Origin of the sequence: Moorena producens PAL-8-15-08-1 (assembly GCF_001767235.1) — a bacterium.
Classification (GTDB): Bacteria; Cyanobacteriota; Cyanobacteriia; order Cyanobacteriales; family Coleofasciculaceae; genus Moorena; species Moorena producens_A.
Window position 1 is genome coordinate 5,199,033 of the sequence record NZ_CP017599.1, and the last position, 24,585, is coordinate 5,223,617.

At 41.1% G+C, this 24,585-nt stretch carries 16 protein-coding genes and 2 pseudogenes; 17 read left to right on the top strand and 1 reads right to left on the bottom strand.

Translation table 11 applies throughout. The features are described from left to right. Positions 1-385: 385 nt before the first annotated feature. The 6 genes and pseudogenes from BJP34_RS37190 to BJP34_RS47650 form a co-directional block, all read left to right on the top strand. The gene (locus tag BJP34_RS37190; RefSeq protein WP_083305255.1) at positions 386-1,180 is read left to right on the top strand and encodes a lysozyme; all 795 of its coding nucleotides are present in this window, start codon (positions 386-388) and stop codon (positions 1,178-1,180) included. Between the two features lie 255 nt (positions 1,181-1,435). Beyond that, positions 1,436-2,596 (top strand): iron-containing alcohol dehydrogenase family protein, encoded by a 1,161-nt coding sequence (locus BJP34_RS19010; protein WP_070393695.1) that lies wholly within the window; start codon positions 1,436-1,438, stop codon positions 2,594-2,596. Between the two features lie 376 nt (positions 2,597-2,972). Beyond that, positions 2,973-4,217: an aspartate aminotransferase gene (locus BJP34_RS19015; RefSeq protein ID WP_229423933.1), complete on the top strand. Its 1,245-nt coding sequence runs from the start codon at positions 2,973-2,975 to the stop codon at positions 4,215-4,217. 61 nt (positions 4,218-4,278) lie between these two features. Next, positions 4,279-4,998: pseudogene (locus BJP34_RS19020) on the top strand (IS200/IS605 family accessory protein TnpB-related protein); the annotation flags it as partial. A 581-nt stretch (positions 4,999-5,579) separates the two neighbouring features. Next, positions 5,580-7,298 carry a group II intron reverse transcriptase/maturase gene (gene ltrA, locus BJP34_RS19025; RefSeq protein WP_070391404.1) on the top strand — a complete coding sequence of 573 codons (1,719 nt, stop codon included), beginning with the start codon at positions 5,580-5,582 and terminating at the stop codon, positions 7,296-7,298. A 106-nt stretch (positions 7,299-7,404) separates the two neighbouring features. Further along, positions 7,405-8,079, top strand: a pseudogene (locus BJP34_RS47650) (IS200/IS605 family accessory protein TnpB-related protein); the annotation flags it as partial. A 64-nt stretch (positions 8,080-8,143) separates the two neighbouring features. Here the strand turns inward: BJP34_RS47650 and BJP34_RS19035 are convergent. After that, positions 8,144-8,338, bottom strand: coding sequence for a hypothetical protein (locus BJP34_RS19035; protein WP_070393696.1), 195 nt, complete (start codon positions 8,336-8,338; stop codon positions 8,144-8,146). Between the two features lie 536 nt (positions 8,339-8,874). On the opposite strand from BJP34_RS19035, the gene BJP34_RS19040 reads away from it, so the two are divergent. From BJP34_RS19040 to BJP34_RS19085, 11 genes are all read left to right on the top strand, one after another. After that, positions 8,875-11,700, top strand: coding sequence for a polysaccharide biosynthesis protein (locus BJP34_RS19040; RefSeq protein ID WP_070393697.1), 2,826 nt, complete (start codon positions 8,875-8,877; stop codon positions 11,698-11,700). A 175-nt stretch (positions 11,701-11,875) separates the two neighbouring features. Beyond that, positions 11,876-13,270 (top strand): DUF4832 domain-containing protein, encoded by a 1,395-nt coding sequence (locus BJP34_RS19045; protein ID WP_083305256.1) that lies wholly within the window; start codon positions 11,876-11,878, stop codon positions 13,268-13,270. Between the two features lie 66 nt (positions 13,271-13,336). Then, on the top strand, positions 13,337-14,761 hold the full coding sequence (murJ, locus tag BJP34_RS19050) for a murein biosynthesis integral membrane protein MurJ (protein WP_229423934.1): 1,425 nt from the start codon (positions 13,337-13,339) through the stop codon (positions 14,759-14,761). Next, positions 14,752-15,894, top strand: a complete 1,143-nt coding sequence (locus BJP34_RS19055) for a glycosyltransferase family 4 protein (RefSeq protein WP_070393699.1) — start codon at positions 14,752-14,754, stop codon at positions 15,892-15,894. The genes murJ and BJP34_RS19055 overlap by 10 nt, the downstream gene beginning before the upstream one ends. A gap of 286 nt (positions 15,895-16,180) precedes the next feature. Next, complete coding sequence (locus tag BJP34_RS19060) at positions 16,181-17,275, top strand: glycosyltransferase (protein WP_070393700.1); 1,095 nt, start codon at positions 16,181-16,183, stop codon at positions 17,273-17,275. A 733-nt stretch (positions 17,276-18,008) separates the two neighbouring features. Beyond that, positions 18,009-18,284 carry a hypothetical protein gene (locus BJP34_RS40205; RefSeq protein WP_149031056.1) on the top strand — a complete coding sequence of 92 codons (276 nt, stop codon included), beginning with the start codon at positions 18,009-18,011 and terminating at the stop codon, positions 18,282-18,284. A gap of 2 nt (positions 18,285-18,286) precedes the next feature. Next, positions 18,287-19,627: a hypothetical protein gene (locus BJP34_RS19065; RefSeq protein WP_070393701.1), complete on the top strand. Its 1,341-nt coding sequence runs from the start codon at positions 18,287-18,289 to the stop codon at positions 19,625-19,627. Beyond that, positions 19,624-20,757: a glycosyltransferase family 4 protein gene (locus BJP34_RS19070; RefSeq protein ID WP_070393702.1), complete on the top strand. Its 1,134-nt coding sequence runs from the start codon at positions 19,624-19,626 to the stop codon at positions 20,755-20,757. Before BJP34_RS19065 ends, BJP34_RS19070 begins: the two co-directional genes overlap by 4 nt. A 98-nt stretch (positions 20,758-20,855) precedes the next feature. Next, on the top strand, positions 20,856-22,055 hold the full coding sequence (locus tag BJP34_RS19075; RefSeq protein WP_070393703.1) for a glycosyltransferase family 4 protein: 1,200 nt from the start codon (positions 20,856-20,858) through the stop codon (positions 22,053-22,055). A gap of 582 nt (positions 22,056-22,637) precedes the next feature. Then, on the top strand, positions 22,638-23,276 hold the full coding sequence (locus BJP34_RS19080) for a sugar transferase (protein WP_070393704.1): 639 nt from the start codon (positions 22,638-22,640) through the stop codon (positions 23,274-23,276). Between the two features lie 206 nt (positions 23,277-23,482). Continuing rightward, positions 23,483-24,553, top strand: coding sequence for a peptidoglycan bridge formation glycyltransferase FemA/FemB family protein (locus BJP34_RS19085; RefSeq protein ID WP_070393705.1), 1,071 nt, complete (start codon positions 23,483-23,485; stop codon positions 24,551-24,553). Positions 24,554-24,585 lie beyond the last annotated feature (32 nt).

Consider the following 24,585-nt stretch of genomic DNA (forward strand, 5'->3'; position numbering starts at 1 on the left):
CCCCGTGAGCTGTCGCCCACACCGAACGCGCACCAAGAGACGGGAAAGGGGAATTCCTAGTTTTGTAAATTTTTGTTTCAAACTTATCACAATTAACGTAAAAGCGAAAACTCACGCTGAAGACTAATTTAGCAACTCAAAAACCTAGTGCTTGAGTAAGCAGTCAGCTATGAGCTTAGTCAAGAAACAGAGTCAACTCATGGGATTTTTTTCCTGGGCGACTATTGTATCTTAAAATCTGCTTTTTCGCTTCTTTTTAGTCATTCCCAATTCCCACTTCCCAATTTACCCTTAACCTTTACCCATAAAAAATCAGGGATATAATAATTATTAAAGCAGATTTTATATCCAATAACGTTACGTTTATTTTATAAGTTATATAACTATGTCAGCTATAACGATTAAAGACATCAAACTCGATAGCCTTTCTGTGGAAGAACGCCATGCACTTGACATTCTAGTCAATTTGCCAGTGCCTCAGGTTATTCAACTCCAAGAATTAATGGAATTGGAGGTAGAAGACGTTATTAGCTCAATAATTATAGAAAATTTTATTGAACTGTGTCAAGAATGCGGCTTGAACTTATCTGAGGCAGGAGTCAATAAGTTTAAAGATGCTAACAAACTCGGTAATACTGGAGCCGTAAAAGGAATTATTGGTCCTCAAACGGCTCAGTTTTACTTTGATGCTATCATCAAAAAAGTAACACCAGAGTTGCCACCAGGTACCGATAGAAACATTAACCAAGCTGGTTTAGATCTTGTTAAAGAGTTTGAAGGACTTCATAAAAGGTGCCCCGATGGCAGAGTAGAAGCTTATATCGATCCGGTGGGAATTCCTACTATTGGATGGGGTCATACGGCTGGTGTTCGCATCGGAGATATGATCACTGTTGAGCAAGCGGAGAAATTGCTCAGACAAGATTTAGAAAGTTCTGAATCTACGGTGAGTAATCTTGTCAAAGTATCACTGACTGATAATGAATTCTCTGCTCTAGTTAGCTTTGTGTTCAATATAGGACCAACAGCGTTTAGGCGCTCGACATTATTACGTAAGTTGAATCAGGGTAATGATCAAGGGGCTGCCAATGAGTTTCTTCGTTGGAACAAGGGTGGTGGTCGAGTCCTATTAGGCTTGAGCAAACGCAGAGAAGCGGAGCGTAAATTGTTTCTTAGTTAAGTAAAACTGTTCGCGTAGCGTGGCCTTTTGGCCAAGGTTGCAGGTTAAAAGGTTGAAAGGTTGAAAGGTTGAAAGGTTGAAAGGTTGAAAGGTTGAAAGGTTAAAGGTTGTCATCCAAGGCTACACCTAATGCCTAACCCCTAATGCCTAACCCCTAACCCCTGTAAGTTGGGCAAAATGTATAATAAAAGACCTATCCCCCAGTAAGGTCATTACTCACCTTACCAAACCAATAAGTTTATTTGGGCTACAGGCATGACCAAACAAGCACCTACCTCCTTGCTTTCCCTAAACGTGGCACCGACTCAAGTAGTGCGTTGCTCCTTGGCAGAATCAGGAAATGCGATCGCACGGTTGGGAAATCGTCCTTTGATTGTAGGAGGCCAGCATACTCTGGCTACCCTAGCCTCATCACTGGAATCGGTTTTGGAACAGCATCAACTCAGTTATGAATGCGCATCCTACAGTCCTGATTGCAGTGAGAAGTCTTTAGCTAAACTCTCAGAAGCTGTTGCTGCTCATCAATCTGACTTGATTATTGGGATTGGCGGAGGTAAGGCGTTGGATACTGCTAAAATCCTAGCGCACCAGTGCCAGTTACCTGTGGTTACTGTACCCACCTCTGCTGCTACCTGTGCCGCTTGGACAGCTCTATCCAATATCTATTCTGACCATGGGGCTTTCCTGTATGATGTTGGACTTGACCGTTGCCCAGATTTATTGGTACTTGATTACAGCTTGATTCAGACAGCGCCCCAACGTACCCTAGTTGCTGGGATTGGTGATGCCTTAGCGAAGTGGTACGAAGCTTCAGTTAGTAGTGGTAGCGCTACAGATACTCTAATTATTGCGGCTGTCCAACAGGCAAGGGTATTGCGAGATATTTTGTTCCAAAAGTCCGTTGATGCTCTAACCCAACCTGGTAGTGAAGTTTGGCGGGAAGTTGTCGATGCAACAGTTTTACTGGCTGGTGTGATTGGGGGCTTGGGTGGAGCTCGATGTCGTACTGTTGCTGCCCATGCTGTACATAATGGTTTAACTCATATCCCAGCAGCTCACGATTCTTTACATGGTGAAAAGGTGGCTTATGGCATTTTAGTGCAGCTGCGTTTGGAAGAAATGCTTCAGGGGAACCAACTGGCAGCATCAGCACGGCAACAGTTGCTGAAGTTTTATGGTGAGCTTGGTTTGCCCCAAACTCTCCAAGACCTGGGATTAGGGTCGATTACCTTGGCTCAGTTACAGAAAGCAGCTGAGATTGCCTGTGGGGAAAATTCTGATATTCATCGGCTTCCGTTTAAGGTGCTTCCAGAACAGCTGATGGCAGCAATGGTTTCTACTAGGGTCTTAGTTGAGGGGAGTCGTCAGCAGTTAAGTTTGACAACCTCAACGGTTGAAGGTTGTCTGTCAGAATGAAGAATGAAGAATGAAGAATGTAGAATTTAGAATTACACATTCTTCATTCAACAATGTTGTTCGCCCCGTATTCGGTGTAGTTTAGGTTCCACGTTGTCAGGTTGCCGGTTGCCGGTTGTTCGCCCCGTATTCGGTGTAGGGTAGGTTGTCTGTCAGAATGCAGAATTAATTCTTAATTCTTAATTCTTAATTCTTAATTCAAAAATGTTGAAGGTTGCAGGTTGCAGATTTTGAGCTCAAACCTGATACCCTTTAATATTACTAGCATTTTCACCTTATACTGGCTCTCAACTCCTTCCCGTAGCGTGGCCTTTTGGCCAAAGTCAAAAATTATAGGTCTTGACCTTCAACCGGCTAACTTCTAAACCTGACACTGATGATGGTAGATTTGATTACCCCAGCACAACGACTAAGCGCACTCCCTCCCTATGTATTTGCTCGTTTAGATGAATTAAAAGCAAGAGCCCGTGAGCAAGGGCTGGATTTGATTGACTTGGGGATGGGTAATCCTGATGGTTCAGCACCGCAGCCGGTGATCGAAGCAGCGATCGCAGCCTTAAAAAATCCCGCTAACCACGGTTATCCTCCCTTTGAGGGGACTGCTAGTTTCCGTCGGGCAATTACAAATTGGTATCACCGCCGCTATGATGTGGAGCTAGACCCGGACAGTGAAGCTTTACCTCTGTTAGGGTCTAAGGAAGGACTAGCTCACCTAGCCTTGGCCTATGTGAATCCGGGAGATTTGATTTTAGTACCTTCTCCTGCTTATCCGGTCCACTTCCGGGGTCCGTTGATTGCTGGGGGGGAAATTCACAGCTTGGTTTTGAAACCGGAAAATGATTGGCTGATTGATTTAGGGGCAATTCCGGATCAGGTTGCCCAACGAGCTAAGATACTCTATTTTAACTATCCCAGTAATCCGACCACCGCTACCGCCCCAAGGGAGTTTTTTGAAGAAATTGTTGCGTTTGCCCGTCGGTACTCAATTCTGCTGGTACATGACTTATGTTATGCCGAATTAGCATTTGATGGCTATCAGCCTACTAGTTTGCTGGAAATTCCTGGCGCTAAGGATATTGGTGTCGAATTCCATACCCTATCCAAAACTTATAATATGGCTGGCTGGCGCGTTGGCTTTGTAGTGGGGAATAGCCGCATTATTCAAGGGTTGCGTACTTTAAAAACTAATCTGGACTATGGCATCTTTGCTGCCTTACAAAGCGCTGCTGAAGCTGCCTTGCAACTGTCAGATGTTTACCTTCAAGATGTCCAAAACCGTTACCGCCGCCGCCGAGATTTCATGATTGAGGGTTTGGCCGAGTTGGGTTGGCAGATTCCTAAGTCCAAGGCAACCATGTATCTGTGGGTTCCTTGCCCTGTTGGGGTAGGTTCAACGGATTTTGCCCTGGATGTTTTGCAGCAAACTGGAGTAGTCCTCACCCCAGGAAATGCTTTTGGCATCGGGGGTGAAGGGTATGTGCGGATTAGTTTGATTGCGGAATGCGATCGCTTGGGTGAAGCCCTCAATCGGTTGAACAAAATCGCGACGCATTCCCCCACTTCGTCCAAGTGGGGGTTAAGGAGCGACAACAACAATTGCCAAAAAATGGAACACCAATAAGCGATTGTCGTCTTGTATTTTGTAAGCTATAATATTAACTATATGATAGTTTATTGAGCCAGTGAAAACGCCAAATAAAATCCTAAGAACTGATAAGTGGCGACTCAACCCAACCCCAGAGCAAAAGGAGTTGCTAGGGAAAACGGTTGAGGTATATCGCCACGCTTGTCAGTTTTTAGTTGGTATTATTTACACTCACTGGTCTGAACTGGGAGAACTGACAGCAGATCAACTAACTCCGGCTGTCGAAAAGTTAATGCATCAAACAGCTAAACGTCCTAGTATTAAATACCCTCAATTCAACAAAGCCTTTTATAAATTTCCTAGCTATCTACGTCGTGCTGCGATTGCCTTCTCTGCAGGTCTTGTTAGTAGCTTTGTTACTCGTTATCGGGAGTGGCAGTCGGGAGGCAGAAAAAGAAAGGATGCTAAGCCTCCAAAGCTAAATGCAGACACCGGCTGTTATCCCTCCCTTTACAAGGGACAATGTTACAAACTGCATGGTTATGACCAAGTCGAAATCAAGGTTTTCAATGGATATGACTGGGTTTGGGCTACCGTTGAAATCACTGGCCTCAGAGAGCGTCACCTGGTTGCAACTAACAAAATGATGTCCCCATCATTGGTTTTAAATGAAAGGAGCTGTCACTTATCCGTTCCATTTACCTGTAAACCAGAAAAAAGAAAACCAGAAGCTAACGTTACTGCGATAGACCTGGGAATTAATACTACTGCTACAATATCAGTTGTAACCCATAGCGGCACTGTAATCCACAGGGAAGTGCGATTCGTTAGTTATAAACCGAACCCAATAAGGGTAAGGGGGACTAACTGCTTGGTTCACTTGAACCATGACAACTTGATAACCATGGAGGTGAAAGACCTCCCCTCGCGAAATCCGAGTGACAGCCTTACCCTGATTCATGAACTTAACAAACTCATGGATTGGTGCAAGGGTCGAACAGTGAAGCACTACTAACCTGAAGGTGGTGTTAGTAACAGGCAAAGGACTCATGGGTACGAAAGAAAGGTATGTCTAAATCATCGTAAGGATTACGTAGTTGAAACAGGTTGAAACACTACAGACAAAAGGCAACGGAATATGGTTTACAAGGCTTTCACATCTTGTAAAGATTTCCTTCATATATTCCCGGTGAAAAGTACCGCCCTAAAAGTCCAAAGAATGGTTATCAGGAACGAAGTAACCCTTATATACACTCTCGGAAAGGTCGAACATTCCGAGTAGGTAGTTAGCCGTAAGTGGTATAAGGGCAAGATTGAGTCAAAAGCCAACGTCTGGAGTAACATCCAGGATATGCTGACAGACTCACGTTATAGGAAAAGATATGGATGTGAATAGCAATGAATAAGTCTAAAACTCGGGGGTTCGCCCCACAGTCGGAATGGAACAAAGTCAACTGGCGAAAGTTAGAAATGACAGTGTTTAAGTTGCAAAAACGTATATATCGAGCCTCCCAACGTGGTGATGTGAGCGTGGTAAGAAAACTCCAAAAAACACTAACAAAGTCCTGGTCAGCAAAAATGATTGCGGTTAGACAGGTCACCCAAGAGAACAAAGGTAAAAAGACTGCCGGAATAGATGGGATTAAAGCTTTAAATAATAAGCAACGTCTCACCTTAGTAGCCGACCTAAAAATCTCAAAAAAGGCACAACCTACCAGAAGGGTCTGGATTCCCAAACCTGGAAAGAAGGAAAAACGGCCTTTGGGAATCCCAGTCATGTATGACCGTGCTCTACAAGCACTCACCAAACAGGCACTAGAACCTGAATGGGAGGCAAAATTTGAACCTAATTCTTATGGGTTTAGACCAGGACGCTCATGTCATGATACTATAGAAGCTATATTTGTGGCCACCAATCGTATGCCCAAATGGGTACTCGACGCGGATATCGCCAAATGCTTCGATAAAATCAACCATGATGCACTTCTAACTAAATTAAATACATATCCATCCATGAGACGATTAATAAAGTCCTGGTTGAAATCCGGTGTGATGGATAATGGAACATTCTCACCTACAGAAGAGGGTACCCCTCAAGGTGGAGTCATCTCTCCACTTTTAGCGAATATAGCCCTCCACGGAATGGAAGAAAGAATTGAACAATACGCTGAATCAATGCCCGGATGTAAAAGGGACAATAAAAGAGCAATAAGTTTGATTCGATATGCAGATGACTTCGTTATCATGCACAAAAACCAAAACGTGGTAGAAGACTGTAAGGAAGTCATCAATACATGGTTAAAAGACATGGGATTGGAATTAAAGCCCAGTAAAACAAAAATAGTTCACACTTTTGACGGATTCGATTTCCTTGGATTCAATATCCGTCAATACAAAGTGGGGAAAAACCATTCAAAACAAGGCTTTAAAACGTTAGTCAAACCATCTAAAGAAGCAATTTCAAAGCATTTCAGGCAGCTCTCAAATGTTATAGAAAGACATAGAGCCGCTCCCCAAAAGGCGTTAATAAAACACCTAAAGCCTATTCTACGTGGATGGTGTAACTATTACAGAGGAGTCTGTAGCAAGGAAACATACACAAAACTAGGATACATGCTTTGGAACAAACTCCGAAGATGGGGGTATAGAAGACATCCCAAAAAATCAAGAACCTGGGTATACAAGAAATACTGGGGAACCAAAATAGAAAAGGCCAAGAAACCAGGAGAAAAACTCAAGGTGGACAACTGGGTATTCATGGATAAGGAAGAAAACTACCTTCCTAAACACGCCGAAACAAAAATTGTAAGGCATGTAAAAATCGAGAAAACCCGCAGCCCCTATGATGGCGACCTTATTTATTGGAACACCAGAATGAGAAAACATCCTGAAATGACCAGTCAAAAGGGAAGGCTTTTGAAAAGGCAAAAAGGGAAGTGCGCTCATTGTGGCCTTATCTTCAGGGACGGAGATTTACTGGAAAAACATCACATTTTACCACGTTCATTAGGAGGAAATGATTCAGACAAAAATCTGGAATTATTACACCTCCATTGTCACGACATTAAACACGGAATCAAAATCAATTCTTCAGAATTAGATGAGAATCCATTCTAGAGGTACTAATGGCAATAGTTCCTATGATGAGGAGCCGTATGATGCGAAAGTGTCACGTACGGTTTTGAAGACGAGTCGGAGGGGCGACTCTCCGGCTTAGTTTAATTTCATTCATCCCGGGAGAGACATAGACCGTAGGGATAAGCGACTAAAATCTGTATCCGTACGAGCATCTAAAACGATGGGTAAGGGCGGAAAACTTCATAAAGGTTTTTGCTCTAAGACCTATCAAAAATGCCGAAGAATCAACACCCAAATCGGTCACATTGTCTCTAAGCGAATTGTCGAGATTGCTGAAAAGTTCAACTCTGTTCGCGTAGCGTGGCCTACGGCCTTAGCAATCGTATTTGAGAACCTTAAGGGTTGGAAACCAAAAGGGGGACGTAAACGGTCTAACCTTCGACAAAGGTTTCACGGTTGGCTTAAAGCAAAAATTCGTGATTTTACTGAGATGAAGTGGGCTGAATTGGGCGGCAAGATAGTAGAAGTTGTAGCAGCTTATAGCTCAAAACTTGCCTATGATGGTTCGGGCAAAGTTAAACGTAATTCAAAGAATTATGCCCTAGCAACCTTCTCCTCAGGTAAGCAATTTAATGCCGTTCGCGTAGCGTGGCCTACGGCCAATCTTAATGGCGCTTACAATATCGGTGCTAGAGGTGTAATTAAACTCACTCACAGAAATGGTGGTGAGGGTCGTTTCAGTAAAAACTCTGGACGACCACCTAGAAGCTGGGTCTGTTTATGTGATCTTTGGGCAAAGGTTAGTCCTAGATTAGCATAGAACACCCCCACCTCGTTCAGGTGGGGTGAGCTTCATACAAGCTAATATCCGCTACCAAGCCCAATCAATGGCCAAAGGCCAAGGTTGCAGGTTGCAGGTTGTTCGCGTAGCGTGGCCAAAGGCCAAGGTTGAAAGTTCGAGGTTGCAGGTTTAAGGTTGCAGGTTTAAGGTTCGAGGTTGCAGGTTGCAGGTTGTAAATTAGTGCAGGGGAGCAGGGGAGCAGGGGAAAGAGGGGCGAGACAGAGCCGAATTTCACCATTGGTTCTTTTGCACAAATGATTTAGGATGTCTATCGTTTATAAAAATTCATCAAAACTATAACGTTAGGTTTACCTAAATTTTATAAAACAATCTATTAACGCAATTCAAAATCATTCCACCAGTGTAGCACCAAAAAGTTATGCCACACTGGCAACCTTGTGAGCATTTAATGAGCCACTATACTAAGAAGTTCATCTCATTTAACTATCAGTAAAAACTCCCACACACTTAGTAAAAACTTAGTAAACCCTTAGTAAAAACTTAGTAAAGTCATGGGATTGCTTTTTCTAGTTATCTAGATTAATTTCAATTAATTTTATAAAAAAAAATTAAAAATATGTCTTTAGTTGTGTTTCTTTTGATTTTTTATCTAGCTATACTAACCACCGATTTATAAAGTTAAACTAACTTACGCCCCCAGAGGGATAAAACATCGATAATTCTGTGTTAACTGTTTACTGTTCCCTGTTCCTTGAGCCGAATTTTACTAGCTAATTACTGTGTAATTTTTCATAATTAACTGGATAATAAAAGATGACGAATAACTTATCAAATTGGTTACTAGGTCTGAGAAATAGCCACTTTTTACTCATTGATTTGATTATTTTCACGAGTACGCCAGTATTAGCTCTAGTCCTGTTCTTAAACAATCATTTAGATATCAACCCCTATCAATCTGGACTTATACTGGCAACCATTCTGTTCCTAGTCGTTAAACTAACTGTATTTTCTACCTTCGGTCTCTACAAGCGTTGCTGGTCTTATGCCAGTATTGATGAACTAGAGCAGATAGCCGCACTTACTGCTGCTGCTATCGTCATTCAAACGTTATTGTTTCACTGGTCTAATGGTTTAACCAATTTATCCTTAAATAGCCTGCCTAATTCCTTGCCCTTACTTGACGGTATACTCAGCATGTTGTTTGTCGGTAGTCTTCGCTTCAGTGTTCGTGCAGTCGAAAGAGTCAGCCAAAAGCATAGGAAGTTTCATCGCCGGGAGAATGTACTGATTGTTGGTGCTGGTAGTGCAGGGGTTGCTCTAGCCCAGGATATGCAAAAGAATCCTTCCCTGGGTTTTAATCCTGTCGCTTTTATTGACGATGACCGTAAAAAGCTCAATTTAAGAATTAGGCGACTACCTATAGTTGGTAATCGTGATGCCATTCCTGATGTTGTTCGCTCTCTACGTATTCGCAAAATTATTATCGCCATGCCTACAGCACCTGGGCGAGTTATTCGGGAAGTTTTAGATATTTGTAAATCCACAGGAGTACCAACTAGTACTTTACCTGGTATGAATGAAATCCTCAATAATCCTATCCGTGTTGGTAGTGTTCGGGATGTCAAGATTGAAGACTTGCTGCGTCGCGAACCTATACAAACTGATGTTCAGCGTGTGGCTAAGTTTCTGAAAGGAAAGATAGTTTTGGTAACAGGAGCAGGAGGCTCTATTGGCAGTGAACTTTGTCGCCAAATTTTCAAGTGTCAACCCGCAGAAATGGTACTTTTGGGACATGGAGAAAACTCCGTGTTCCATATCCAGCAAGAACTAAACCAAGTTTTAGAACTACTTGAATACGATCGCTTAGAAAATGAACGACTTCCCAATCTTAACACTATTATTGCCGATATTCGATTGACAGGTCGGTTAGAGTATATTTTTGACCAATTCAGACCAGATATTGTTTTTCACGCTGCGGCTCACAAACATGTGCCAATGATGGAATTAAATCCTCCAGAAGCGATCACAAACAATGTGCTGGGAACCAAAAATTTGCTAGATCTGTCATTGCGATATGGTGTAGAACACTTTGTCATGATTTCAACGGATAAAGCAGTTAATCCCACCAATGTTATGGGCTGCAGCAAGCGAGTGGCGGAAATGCTGGTGCTACAAGCGGCTCAAAGGAGTGGTAGGCATTTTTCTGTGGTTCGTTTTGGTAATGTTCTCGGTAGCCGAGGTAGTGTTGTTCCTACCTTTAAGCGTCAAATTGCTGCTGGGGGTCCGGTGACTGTTACCCACCCTGATATCTGTCGCTATTTCATGACGATTCCAGAAGCAGTTCAATTGGTTTTGCAAGCTTCAGTGATTGGTCAGGGTGGTGAAGTGTTTATGCTCAATATGGGTCAACCGGTCAAAATTGTTGACTTAGCCAAAGAACTGATTCGCCTGTCCGGGTATGAAGTGGGTAAGGACATTGACATTGTCTTTACCGGACTGCGACCAGGAGAAAAGTTATTTGAGGAACTGCTAATTCCTGGAGAAGAATATGAACCAACCCTACACGACAAATTGCTAGTAGTTAAAAATGCTAGTCACATGGTTTCCAAAAATCTTGACTATGCAGTAGAAGCACTCGGTAAAGCTGCAGCTCAAAATTATACCAATCTAATTCTATTCTTGCTGGAGCAACTGGTACCAGGCTACACTCCTAAATACAAAAAAACTACTCCAATCCTAAATCTATCCTCGGATATTTATAAGATGATCAGGACTGATGAAAAGATTCAAGTGTTGGACAAGTGTTATCACCAAGCCAACGGCCAAGTTACCCACACCAAAAAAATTGGGTTCTGGGAAATGGAAGATTATTTGCAAAAGGCTCTAAAAAATCAGGATTTGCAGCTTTACTACCAGCCGATTATGCTCCTAGAAAACGAGCATATTAATAGTTTTGAAGCATTGTTGCGCTGGCAGCATCCTAACCTAGGATTGATTTATCCAGAAGAGTTTATGCCAGTAGCAAAAGCAACTAGCTTGATTGTTCCCATTGGTTGGTGGGTAATCAGAGAAGTTTGCAATCAACTACAGTCTTGGCAACAACTGTTTCCTACTCAAACACCGATAACCATTAGTGTTAATCTGTGTCGCCAACAGTTATTGCAACCTGATTTAGTTCAGCAGATTAACAAAATAATCAAGGATACTAACTTGGATGCGTATCGTTTGAAGCTAGAAATTCCTGAGAGTTTTATTCGTAAAAATCCTGAGGAAGCAATGGTGGTGCTTTCCAAACTTAGAGCCATTGGTATTCAGTTGCAATTGGATAATTTGGGGATTGATAATTCATCGGATATCAAGTATATCCATGAAGTATCTAACTCTCTATATGGAGAGTTTAATGGCTTGAAAGTTGATCGCTCTCTAGTCAGTCAGATCAATACACATAACAGAAATTTAGAACCGGTTCAAACCGTGGCTAAATTAGCCAATGATCTTGGTGTTGATCTAATTGCCACCGGGGTAGAAACATCAAGGCAAATTGATCAACTAAAAATCCTCAACTGTAAATATGGACAGGGTTACTTTTTCTCCAAACCCGTAGACGTTGAAGCCGCGATAACTTTGATTGGAGTTTAGCTAAACTCGACTAAGGGTCAGAAATAGTGAGGTTCCAGAAGTGAGGTAAATATCGATTAGCGCTACTAAGGGGAGAGCGGGAGGAGGGGGAGGAGGGGGGAGAAATGTGGTGTGTAGGTCATTCAAAGTAAAACCGCTATAAAACTTGATAATCAATTAGTATAAGAAAGCAATTATGGTGATTAGCAAGATAGCAAAATACAGCAAGTTAGTCTTTGTACTAGGGATATTCACCACTGTTGCTTGTAATACTATGACAACAGCTCAGACCTCTAACATTACCACGGTTTATCAAGGGAGTGATGAACACTTTCCCAATCCAGAACGAGGCTTTTTTATTCCCTTTACTCCTCTGGACAATACATCAAATTATTCCTTACAGCTGTCTGAGCTACAAGAGGTTAGGAATAACCAGATGACGTTAGTACGTAAGGTTTACCTAATTTCCGAATTTAGAAATAAACCGTTATCAGAGTCTTTTCTACAAACCCTATCCCAGGATTTGAATACTGCTCGACAAGCTGGGGTTAAATTAATCCTACGGTTTTCCTATAATTGGGTAGGAGGTGGTGAAGATTCATCCCGCGATCGCATACTCTCCCATCTGGATGATTTGCAACCGATATTAACATCAAACTACGATGTTATCGCCTACATGGAAGCAGGGTTTATTGGTTACTGGGGAGAATGGCATAGTTCTTACTATGGTTTGGATAGCAACAATGAAGATAGAAAAGCTATTTTGTTTAAACTCTTGTCTGTTCTACCCAGTGAACGCATGGTTGGTCTACGATACCCCAATCATAAAATGGCAATTTTTGATCAGGAAAATCCTCTTACCCCTGATGAAGCGTTTAATGGTACTAACCGAGGGAGAACTGGAGCTACTAATGATTGTTTCCTAGCCAGTATTGATGATTGGGGAACTTACAGCGATACGGATCGGGGGATAATAGAACAAGAAAAAACATTTTTAAATCTGGATAATCGGTATGTGGTACAGGGGGGAGAAACCTGCAATCCTAGTTCTTTTGACGATTGTCCCAATGCCTTAAATGAACTAGAACGAATGCGCTGGAGTGCATTAAACTACAAACCGGGTGATGCCACTGAGATCATTGAAGACTGGGAAACCCAAGGGTGTTTAGAAAAAATTAAACGTCGTTTGGGCTATCGCTTTCGTCTGGTTAAATCAGTTATTCCTACTAGGGTAAAACCCGCTAGTACATTCTCAATACAATTGGAAATTATCAATGAAGGATGGGCTAGTCCTTACAATCCTCGGCCACTGGAAATTATTCTCCGTCACCGTGTCACTCGTCGCGAATACCATTTACCTATAGACGAGGATCCTCGGATGTGGATGCCTGGTAGTACTCAGGTTATTAATGCTGTCACTCGTACTCCAGACACAATCGAAACTGGAACCTATGATGTTTTCTTAAACCTACCTGATCCAGCTCCTCAATTATATAATCGTCCAGACTATTCCATCAGACTTGCTAATCAAAATCTCTGGGAAGCCTCTACAGGCTACAATTCCCTATTGACTAGCCTTGTTGTTAATTAAACTTCTAATCATAATGACGTTTATAGCAATTATCATACTCATGAGGTACACAAAAATTTCCCCCTGTTGCCTGTTGCCTGTTGCCTGTTGCCTATTCCCTTAGAGACTATGAGAGTTTGGTCAGGGCAGAGCTTGCTTATCTACTGTAAACAGCTAGTCAATGGCTCGACGAATAGCAAAATTTTTTGCGCAATTGTAACTGTTGGTTTATTGACGGCTTTTGTAAAAGTTTCTTCTCTTATTAAAGAATTAGTAGTTGCTTGGAGGTTTGGGACTGGGAATGAATTAGATGCATTTTTTATCGCTTTATTGGTTGTATTTTTGATAAAAAATGTAATCGCTGAATCTCTTGATACTGCGTTTATTCCTACCTATATCCGTGTACGAGATCAGGAAGGAATGGCAGCCGCTCAAAAACTGTTTTCTGGAGTAATGATATGGGCATTAGTACTGCTTAGCTTCACTACTATAGTCATGGTAGCTACTGCTCTGGTTTATTTACCATTGATTGCCTCTGGGTTTAACCCCGAAAAGTTAAAGCTTACCTTCCATCTACTTGGTTTAATGGCACCCGTAGTTGTCCTTACTGGAATTGCCATCATTTGGAGTGCTGTTTTGAATGCTGGGGAACGTTTTGCTCTAGCAGCTCTATGTCCAATGATGATTCCAGTGATTAGCATCCTATTGATAGTAGGATTTAAGTCTTTAGGAATCTTTGCCTTAGTTGCTGGATTAATTAGTGGTACAGTTCTAGAGCTGATAATTCTCGGAATAGCACTGCATCGTCAAGGTATTTCATTACTGCCAAGATGGTATGGATTTAATGAGCCTATGCGCCAGGTAGCGAGCCAGTATCTGCCAATGATTGCTGGAGCATTATTAATCTGTAGTGCTGCTCCAATTGATCAAGCCATGGCAGCTATGTTGTCTCCTGGTAGTGTTTCTATACTTAACTACGCCAACGGTTTAATTGCTTCTCCTATTAACCTAATGAGTATTGCGATCAGCACTGCGGTAATTCCCTATTTTTCTAAGATGGTTGCTAGTCAGGATTGGCAAGAAATCCGTGGCACCCTTAGGTATTATCTGCGGCTGATATTTTTGATTACTGTACCGCTAAGCATAATTCTAATTGTTTTTTCTCATCCGATAGTCCAGCTACTTTTTGAACGAGGTTCATTTACCTCTGATGCTACTAATTTAGTCGCGCAAACTCAAGCCCTTTATGCCTTACAAATTCCTTTTTATATTGCTAATATCCTAGTGGTTAGGCTGGTGTCAGCTATGAGACTTAACTATATCCTAATGTGGGTATCTGGATTTGATTTAGCCATTAATATTATTTTGAATATTCTCTTTATGCAATGGCTGGGAATTAAAGGCATTGCGTTATCCACTAGCTGCGTCTATATCTTTTGTTTCTCATTTATGCTCTTATTTACCCAAAACCAAATCAAAAAGAAAAACCCTGAAAAACAATTATGCGATTAACACTAGTAACGTCATCTCTCTCCTGTGGGGGTGCTGAGCGAGCGGTAGCTTTGCTAGCAAAAGGATTCTTTAATAAGGGTTATCAAGTTGATGTGGTAACAATTGATGACACCTATCTTGACTTTTATAAATTACCCGATGGGGTTAATCGAGTAGCCCTTAATATCGCCAAAAACTCACCAACTTTTATTCATGGAATTTGGAATAACCTCTATCGTCTGTGGGTCTTGAGGCGAACCATTCAATCCCTCCACCCTGATGTCGTCATTTCTTTCTTAGATCAAATCAATATCTTGACCCTGTTAGCTCTTGTTAAGACTAACTATCCCGTTCTGGTAAGTGAACAGAATGATCCTCGGAAAAGTTCTAGTGGTAAAGTGTGGGATAGATTGCGACATATCACTTATTCCTTTGCGGATAAAGTGGTGAGCGTAGGGGATGGAGTGAATCAGTATTTTGACTGGCTCCCCCAAACCAAACGAGCAGTAATTTATAACCCATTGGCTAGTATCAATCCCATCCCTAGTATGGATAAATTACTGGAAACTAAAGGAGCTGATTTAAGTAAAAAATGGATAGTTGCTATCGGAAGGCTTACCCATCAGAAAGGGTTTGATATTTTATTATCTGCTTTCAAAAAACATGCTGGTCACCATCCAGACTGGCAACTTATAATTTTAGGAGAAGGGGAGCTTCGTCCAGAGCTTGAAAATCTCAGAGATCAATTAGGTTTAACTGATAATGTCATCTTTCCTGGGGTTGTTCGTAATCCCTTTTCAGTCTTAAAACGGTCAGAATTATTTGTCTTGTCTTCCCGCTTTGAAGGGTTACCAGGGGTTTTAGTTGAAGCACTCGCTTGTGGACTCCCCGTTGTTTCAACAGATTGTCCTAGTGGTCCACGAGAAGTTATTCGTGATGGTGTAAATGGGATTTTGGTGCCCAGTGAAAATGGGTTAGCATTAGCTACAGCAATGGATCGTTTAATATCCAATCAGGAAGAGCGTAAACGTCTAGCATCTTATGCTCCAAAAATTATAGAAAAATTTGGTTTAGCAACAATAATAGAACGCTGGGAAACTTTATTTAGTGACGTTATAAGTCAGCAGTCAGCAGTCAGCAGTCAAGTCGCTTGACCTTTGGTCACGCTACGCGAACGCTCCAATTCAAAATTAAAAATTATTAATTCAAAATGACAATCAGTGGGGGCTTCCGCCACTGATTGAAGACCACTGAATAATATTGCAGTGGGGGCTTGTACCCAGAATTAATTAATTCAAAATTTATGATTTTATTTATTTTGAAGTTTGAAGTTTGAATTTTGAATTTTGAATTACCCAAAGGAGTCAGCTTTATAAATCACTGACAGCAGATGTAACAGGGATTAATTGAAAACTGCTATAAAGTATAATCTATAAAAGAATGATGGATATAAAGCATATCGCTTTTTTTCTACCTGCTCTCTATGACGGTGGCGCAGAACGGGTAACGGTTAACCTGCTCAAAGGGATGTTGGAACAAGATGTCCAGTTGGATCTAGTTCTTGCCAGTGCTGACGGACCTTATCTAAGTCAAGTGCCTAAGGAGGTGCGTCTAGTTAACTTGGCAGCCGGACGAGTTGTGAAAGCAATTCAACCCTTGTCACGTTACTTACAACAAAACAGACCTTGTGCCCTAGTGTCTCATCTGGCTCATGCTAACGTCATTGCTGTAGCAGCCAAGGAGTTAGCTCGTACCAAGACTCGATTAGTGTTGGTGGAACACAACACTTTGTCAGCTTCTAAGTCTCAGTTAATGCGAGCTAAATTGGTGCCACCACTGATGAAATGGTTTTACCCTCGTGCTGATGAAATTGTCGGAGTTTCTCAAGCAGTAGCACGGGATTTGGAGTGTCAACTTGGTTTTGACCAAGGAAAAGTCAGAGAAATTTACAATCCAGTGGTTAATCATCAGCTAATCGCCAAATCAAAAATGCCTGTGAGCCATCCTTGGTTTCGCAAAGACGCTCCTCCTGTCTTTTTGGCTGTTGGTAGATTATCACCTCAAAAAGATTTCTTGACTCTAATCCAAGGGTTTGCACGTTTAAGAAAAAAAATGATCGCTCGTCTGGTGATTTTAGGTGAAGGGGAATCCCGAGGCGAATTAGAGGCAACGATTAACAGGCTAGGAATTGCAGAGGATGTTTCTATGCCAGGTTTTGTGGAGAATCCTTATGCGTACATGAGTAAGGCTAATGCATTGGTTTTGTCTTCTCGCTGGGAAGGGTTACCAACTGTGTTAATTGAAGCAATGGCATGTGGTTGCCAAGTAATTGCTACAGATTGTCCTAGTGGTCCAGCGGAAATTTTATCAGCAGGACAATATGGCATTTTAGTCCCAGTCGGGGATTCAGCGGCTTTATCATTAGCTATGTTACAAGTACTTAAATCTCCATTAACTCAGGATAAATTAATGGAGCGGGCAAGGTACTTTTCTACTGAGCGAGCAGTGTCTGAGTATTTAGCTATCTTGAACTAAAGTCGTTAGTTAATTAAAAATTTAAAATTAAAAATTCAAAATTTTCCTCAATGTATTGTGTTTATAGCGTTTATCGCAGTTATGAGGTACGCTTCTCAACCTCAAAGTCCCCCTTATTAAGGGGGATAATGGGGGATCATTTTTTACTTTATAGGATATATGTCGTTAGTTAATTCAAAATTAAAAATTCAAAATTAAAAATTCAAAATTTTCCTCAATGTATTGTGTTTATAGCGTTTATCGCAGTTATGAGGTACGCTTCTCAACCTCAAAGTCCCCCTTATTAAGGGGGATAATGGGGGATCATTTTTTACTTTATAGGATATATGTCGTTAGTTAATTCAAAATTAAAAATTCAAAATTAAAAATTCAAAATTTTCCTCAATGTATTGTGTTTATAGCGTTTATCGCAGTTATGAGGTACGCTTCTCAACCTCAAAGTCCCCCTTATTAAGGGGGATAATGGGGGATCATTTTTTACTTTATAGGATATATGTCGTTAGTTAATTCAAAATTAAAAATTCAAAATTAAAAATTCAAAATTTTCCTCAATGTATTGTGTTTATAGCGTTTATCGCAGTTATGAGGTACGCTTCTCAACCTCAAAGTCCCCCTTATTAAGGGGGATAATGGGGGATCATTTTTTACTTTATAGGATATATATAGCAATTCTAAATAAATTAAATTGTCAAAGTTTTTGATGCCATATTGGCTACTCCCTACTCCCGTCTTGATGCAGTCGCTCATGGGGGAAACCCCCAAGACCGCGCTGCATCGCTACTCCCTACTCCCTACTGGGTGCATCTCATTTTTGCTGTTTGACACGGTGGTGCGTTACGGGGCGGCCTGTCCAAACCCTGACTACGAGGCGAAAAATGAAGGCCCCCCTGAAGCACCACTAGGAAAATTTTCAAAACTGAGATGCACCCTCCCTACTCCCTACTCCCTACTCCCTACTCCCTACTCCCTACTCCCTACTCCCTACTCCCTTTGCTATAGAAATAATTGACTATGTTAGCCACAGCTTACTTGGGACTAATCTTATGTATGTTGCTTACCGAAATAAAACGAAAAAAAACCGGTAAGTTGGATTTCCTGACCTTGGCTAACTTGATTTTCTTTCTTGTCTATGCTTTTCCAGGATTTGTCTTATCAGCTAACCTAGAAAATGCTAGGCATGAGTTGAACTGGGGAAATACCTTATACACTGACAACCCACAAACAGTTATTGCTATATTTGTGGGATACGTTCTGATTGTTATTGGTTTCTATTCTAAGTCAGCTGAAAAATTTGGTAAAACGATTACTATCAAGAGCTATAGTGACAATGTTGTGATTGTCTTTGCTATTTTGCTGCTGCTATTTTCTTGTCTATCTATTCAAATCTATGGCTCTCAGTATGGTGGCGTTATGGTAGCCCTTGCTAAAAGCCACCTGATTCGTTCAACCACGGTTGAAAGTGGCAACCTGGTTTTTTTTAAGAATTTTATGTTCTTTTCATTCTTTGCCTCTTATTTATTGGCAGCCCTGGTATTTTTTAGCAACGTAAAAAAAGGTAAATTTATCCTATTTAGTTTGTTTTTGCTATCTGTAGTCGCTTCCTGGATTTCAGCAACTTTAACAGCTGGGCGTATTCCTTTTGTCAGATACATTATCGGGTTTTATTTAGTTTATGTCCTTAAAACTGGCAAATTTTCCTTTACTTTCACCCTTACTTTTGTCTCTAGTGCTGCTCTGTTTCTGATTCACGGCAAAACCCTGTTTTTTAGCTTAAGTGCTTTGCCAGATGGCTATGTTGCTGTGGTGGAACGCTTTAGACAATCTCTGGACAGTGGTTCCAATGAAAGCTTTAGCATTATCGAACTAGTAGAGAACTTTGTGTTTCCAGTTCATTCCCTAGATGCAGCTTTTAATAATCATTATCCAATGCGGCTATTTCTGGATATCTACTATGGGGTGCTTTCCTTAATACCGGAACGTCTGACTAATATGGAGTTCCCAGAAACCCTATCCTTTGAGAATACAGCAAATATCATAGGCTCCAATGAGTTTGCTATCCCACCAGGTATACTGGCCTTTGGTATCTATAGTATGTCTTGGGTCGGACTAATTATCATATCGTTGAGTTTTGGTTGGATTGGTCGTTATCTACAAACTATTTTTAATAATCAGCTACATACAATATACTGGATGCCATTTGTTTACATTTTAACAGCTGTAACCTGGATAGATTTTATTACCTTTGGTGACCCAGAGGCTTACCTAATTGCTAATTTTTGGTTTTTTGCGGCTATGGGTCTATTACTATCTTTCGTTAGCAAGGTTTATTGGAAAAAGAACTATAAACTATGAAAATACTATACCTTACCACTGGAGTCTCCATAGGAGGTGCGGAGTTGATGTTATATCATCTCCTATCCAAGATCAACCGAAACCGCTTTAGTCCAGTGGTACTGTCTCTAATGGGGCGTGATACGGTAGGCGATCGCATTGAATCTTTGGGTATACCTGTTGCTCATATTGGTCTTGAACCAGGAAAGATTCCAACCCTAAAGGCATTCTCTAATTTAATTAATACGGTGAATACTCTCAAGCCTGATCTAATTCAGGGGTGGATGTATCACGGGAATATAGCTGCCAAATTAGCTAGTAGTTTTTATTCCCATAAAATTCCACTTTTGTGGAGCATTCATCATTCACTTTATTCCTTGTCCTCTGAGACTAAAATGACAGCATCACTGATTAGAAGTGGCGCTATTATTTCTAAATTTATCCAGGGAATTTGCTTTGTATCTAATCAAAGTAAATTACAGCATGAAGCCTTGGGATATTCTTCGGAAAACAGCTGTGTAATTCCGAATGGATTTGACACCTCTTTATTTAAACCATCCCTTGAAGCTAGAGCAGCTTTTCGTTCTGAGTTAGGCTTGTCTGAACAATCGATTTTAATCGGATTGATTGGTCGTTATCATCCCATGAAGGATCACCCTAATTTTATCCGGGCTGCTTCATTGTTAGTCAAAGACTTTCCTGATGTACATTTTATTATGGTTGGCACAGAGGTTGATCAAGAGAATAATTTTTTATCTTCGTTGATTCAGGACTTAGGACTATCGAATCATTTCCACTTACTAGGAGAACGCAGTGATATTCCTCGCCTGATTGCTGCTCTCGATATTAATACTGTGGCTTCTGCTTATGGGGAAGCCTTTCCTTTAGTTATTGGAGAGGCTATGTCGAGTTGTGTTCCCTGTGTGGTAACAGATGTGGGTGATTCAGCCTGGATTGTGGGTAATACGGGACGAGTGGTACCCCCAAGAAACTCAGAAGCATTGGCTAGGGCTTGGAAAGAGCTAATTTTGATGGGTAATGAAGGTAGGAAAGCGTTAGGAAAAGCAGCAAGGTCTAGAATTATTGATTCTTTTTCTATAAACTCAGTTGTCGAGCAATATGAGAGCTTATATGAACTTATTTTAGCTTAAAAATAGTGCTGATTGCGTCAGTCATGAATCCTGATAGCTAATTATGGATATTTTAATTATTGTAAACCAAGATAACTAGTATTGAGTAATAAATAATCATGAATAGACTTTTAATCATAACTACTATTCCGGATACAATCCGTGGCTTCCTGCTTCCCTTGGCTCACCACTTTCGGTTTGAAGGCTGGCGGGTAGATGCTATGGCTCAGGGAGTTTCGGCTTGTGAGGAATGCTTGGCAGCTTTTGACCAGGTTTGGGATGTCCAGTGGTCACGCAATCCCTTGGATCCACAGAATCTACTGTTGGCTCCACGAACTATCCAAGAAGTAATTGCTCAGAAGAACTATGATATTGTTCATGTACATACCCCAGTAGCGGCTTTTATTACTCGTTATGCTCTAAGGGGTTTGAGAAAGCAGGAAAAACCCAGGGTAATTTACACGGCTCATGGCTTTCACTTCTATGGTGGGGGACAACCTTTAAAAAATGCTTTGTTCCTGACATTGGAAAAATTGGCTGGACATTGGACTGACTACTTAGTAGTAATTAATCATGAGGATAAAGATGCAGCTAATCACTATAATATAGTGCCACCACAACAGATTCGTTATATGCCAGGAATCGGTGTTGATTTGGAATACTACAATTTTGATTCGACTCCTGTAGCTGATGTGATGGCGGTGTACGAGGAGCTGGGAATAGCACCGGAAAATCCACTATTTTTGTCAGTTGCTGAGTTTATCCCTCGTAAGCATCATCAGGATATTTTAAGGGCATTTGCCTGTTTGGAGCGATCTGATGTCCACTTGGCATTGGCAGGAGATGGAGATGAAGAGTGGACTCAACAAATGCAAGACTTGGCATCAGCTCTAGGCATTAAACATCAAGTACATTTCCTTGGTTTCCGCCGGGATATTCCGACTCTGATACAAGCCTCCATCGCAACACTGTTGGTTTCAGAACAAGAAGGACTTCCTAGAAGTGTGATGGAGTCCTTGTGTCTGGAAACACCAGTGATTGGGACTAATATCCGTGGCACTAGGGATTTGCTGGCAGGAGACTGTGGTCTTTTGGTTGAGGTGGGGGATATCAAGGGAATCGCTCAGGCCATGACCTGGGTATTAGACCATCCTGAAGACGCCTTAGCTATGGGCAAACGTGGACGGGAGCAAATGAGTGCTTATGATTTACAAAACATTCTGGAACTCCATGAGGCTTTGTATAGTGAAGCAATAAGCGATCGCATTTTGACACCTTTAGGCACTGGACTTTGGCCTGTTTACAATGACTCTATGTAAACAGATGGGCTTAATTAAAGCAATTTTTGTTGAAGGTTTAAGGTTTAAAGTTTAAGGTTGAAGGTTTCGAGGTTGAAGGTTGAAGGTTTAAGGTTGAAGGTTAAAAGTTTAAAGTTGTTCGCCCTTGGCGTTCCCCTAGGGTAGGTTTAAGGTTAACCACCTGCCGATCTTTGGGGGGATAATACCAATTCTCGCTGATTACGGTTACACATCAATTTCATTTCCCGATCTTCTGATCTCCCCATATCCCCATCTCCAAGTGAATATCTTTGATATTAAATCATCCCACGTTATACAAGTCGTGGGATTTTAAGTGTGTGCATGATTAGTCATTATTAATCACTATAGCAAAGGGAATAGGGAATAGGGAGTAGGGAGTAGGGAGTAGGGAGTAGGGAGCACGGAGCAAAGAAAAAAACTTATTATAATTCCTACACGGAGTGCTATTACACCTAATACCTAATACCTAATACCTAATACCTAAGACTTAATGACTAGTAATAGCCATTGTGGCAACACATCCCAGTTCAAACGTTATATTTTTTATTTAATAAGATAAAAAAAATGTGTTTTGAGTGAACTATGACGAACATTTTTCCTAGCCATAAATTACAACAACTAATTAAAGAGATTGCCGACAGATTGGTTGCTGCGACCGCTCTGATTGTTTTATCGCCTGTTATCCTAATTATTGCGATCGCAATCTACTTCAGTATGGCAAGACCAATTGTTTTCACCCAACTAAGACCGGGGAAAGATGGTCGGATTTTTAAGTTCTATAAATTCCGCACCATGACCGATGATTGCGACGGCGATGGTAATCTACTTCCGGATGAAGAACGCCTGACCGCAATTGGTGAATTTCTACGGGAAACCAGTTTAGATGAACTTCCTCAACTTTTGAATGTTCTGAAAGGGGATATGAGTTTTGTCGGACCTCGTCCTTTACTGGTGGAGTATTTAGATCGCTACAATTGTGAACAAGCACGCCGCCATGAGGTGAAACCTGGTATTACGGGTTGGGCACAAGTTAATGGTCGCAACACCATTAGTTGGGAAAATAAATTCAAATGTGATGTTTGGTACGTTGATAAGTGGAATCTCTGGCTTGATTTTCAAATCCTATTCCTAACCTTTATTAAAGTGACCAAGCGCGAAGGTATTGTTAACCCAACCCACTCTACCTTAAGTGAGTTTCAGGGGAGCTCTCCCTCTTGTTAATACCAATTAAATTTATTCCTGCTAAACGATGATAATCAGGTGATTAATTGATGGGGAGATGGGGAGATGGGGAGATGGGGAGATGGGGAGATGAGATGATCAGGTAATCAGGTAATGGGGTGATTAATGTGTAGCAATAGTGTTTGAAGTTTGAATAACGTATTGAAATAGTAGCAAATTTAATTATTAGTTTTTTAGATAACAGTATGGATAGTAAAATTATTGATTTTTTAAGCCCGTTATGGGGAGAAACCCTCAAGCAATTACGTCATGATATCTATCATATAGCCGACTATTTTACTCTAGAGTCTAGACGAAATCAAGGGATACCGGAAGCAATTGTAATAGCCGATGGAGATAAAATTTTCTTCGTTCCTTATTTACTGCGCAAATGTGATGACATTTGCGATCAAGACTCAGGGGATTTATTTGATGTGGTCTCTCCCTATGGTTATCCAGGAATTTTATTAAGTGAGGCAGCTGCTAGCACACCAGGGTTTGCTAATGCAGCAATGGCTGAATTCAAACGTGTGTTATCTGTCAAGGGAGTATGTTCAGCTTTCTTGCGACTTCATCCCATACTTAATCATAATATTAATGAATTATTTAACCCTAACCCGTTTACCTTCAATGGCGAGACAATCTCCATTGATTTAACACTCCCTGAGTCTAAACTCTGGAGTCATACCCGCAAAGATCATCGCAATAAGATTAATAAGTGTAAGCGTGCTGGAATGACAGCCAGAATGGTTCCATTTAAAGACTACATTCAGGAATTTATTGAAGTCTATCAAGAGACTATGGATCGGGTAGGTGCTTCAGGGTTTTATTATTTTAACTATGATTACTTTGTCGGACTATTAGAGACACTAGGAGAGCAACTTCACCTCTGTATTGTTGAACTGGATAATCAAATCATATCCGCTGGTATTTACACAGAATGCTGTGGCATCGTTCAAGCTGTCCTGGGTGGAACTAAAACCCAGTTTTTCAAACAATCTCCAAGTGTTTTAGAAACAGATTTTGTCCGACTCTGGGCTAAAGAACGCGGCAATGAATTTTTGCACCTTGGCGGTGGTGTAGGAGGCGCAAAAGATAGTCTCTACAATTTCAAAGCGGGTTTCTCCAAGCAAAGACACACCTTCCTGACACTACGTTTAATTACTGATCAAGAAAAGTATCGTTATCTCGTTGATTTACGAGCCAAAGCATTAAACACTGACCCAGAAAAACTCCTCCACTCGAAATTCTTCCCCGCCTATCGTTGTAATCATTAAGCTGTTCAGCATTTAGATTGGCATATTTAAAT

What these genes read in the sequence shown, in the direction of transcription:
- ltrA (WP_070391404.1), top strand. Translation starts at nt 5,580, where the DNA reads ATGAATAAGTCTAAAACTCGGGGGTTCGCCCCACAGTCGGAATGGAAC.
- BJP34_RS19085 (WP_070393705.1), top strand. Translation starts at nt 23,483, where the DNA reads ATGGATAGTAAAATTATTGATTTTTTAAGCCCGTTATGGGGAGAAACC.
- BJP34_RS19060 (WP_070393700.1), top strand. Translation starts at nt 16,181, where the DNA reads ATGATGGATATAAAGCATATCGCTTTTTTTCTACCTGCTCTCTATGAC.
- BJP34_RS19080 (WP_070393704.1), top strand. Translation starts at nt 22,638, where the DNA reads ATGACGAACATTTTTCCTAGCCATAAATTACAACAACTAATTAAAGAG.
- BJP34_RS19070 (WP_070393702.1), top strand. Translation starts at nt 19,624, where the DNA reads ATGAAAATACTATACCTTACCACTGGAGTCTCCATAGGAGGTGCGGAG.
- BJP34_RS19015 (WP_229423933.1), top strand. Translation starts at nt 2,973, where the DNA reads ATGATGGTAGATTTGATTACCCCAGCACAACGACTAAGCGCACTCCCT.
- BJP34_RS40205 (WP_149031056.1), top strand. Translation starts at nt 18,009, where the DNA reads ATGCAGTCGCTCATGGGGGAAACCCCCAAGACCGCGCTGCATCGCTAC.
- BJP34_RS19045 (WP_083305256.1), top strand. Translation starts at nt 11,876, where the DNA reads ATGGTGATTAGCAAGATAGCAAAATACAGCAAGTTAGTCTTTGTACTA.
- BJP34_RS19035 (WP_070393696.1), bottom strand. Translation starts at nt 8,338, where the DNA reads ATGGTGAAATTCGGCTCTGTCTCGCCCCTCTTTCCCCTGCTCCCCTGC.
- BJP34_RS19055 (WP_070393699.1), top strand. Translation starts at nt 14,752, where the DNA reads ATGCGATTAACACTAGTAACGTCATCTCTCTCCTGTGGGGGTGCTGAG.
- BJP34_RS19075 (WP_070393703.1), top strand. Translation starts at nt 20,856, where the DNA reads ATGAATAGACTTTTAATCATAACTACTATTCCGGATACAATCCGTGGC.
- BJP34_RS37190 (WP_083305255.1), top strand. Translation starts at nt 386, where the DNA reads ATGTCAGCTATAACGATTAAAGACATCAAACTCGATAGCCTTTCTGTG.
- BJP34_RS19010 (WP_070393695.1), top strand. Translation starts at nt 1,436, where the DNA reads ATGACCAAACAAGCACCTACCTCCTTGCTTTCCCTAAACGTGGCACCG.
- BJP34_RS19040 (WP_070393697.1), top strand. Translation starts at nt 8,875, where the DNA reads ATGACGAATAACTTATCAAATTGGTTACTAGGTCTGAGAAATAGCCAC.
- BJP34_RS19065 (WP_070393701.1), top strand. Translation starts at nt 18,287, where the DNA reads ATGTTAGCCACAGCTTACTTGGGACTAATCTTATGTATGTTGCTTACC.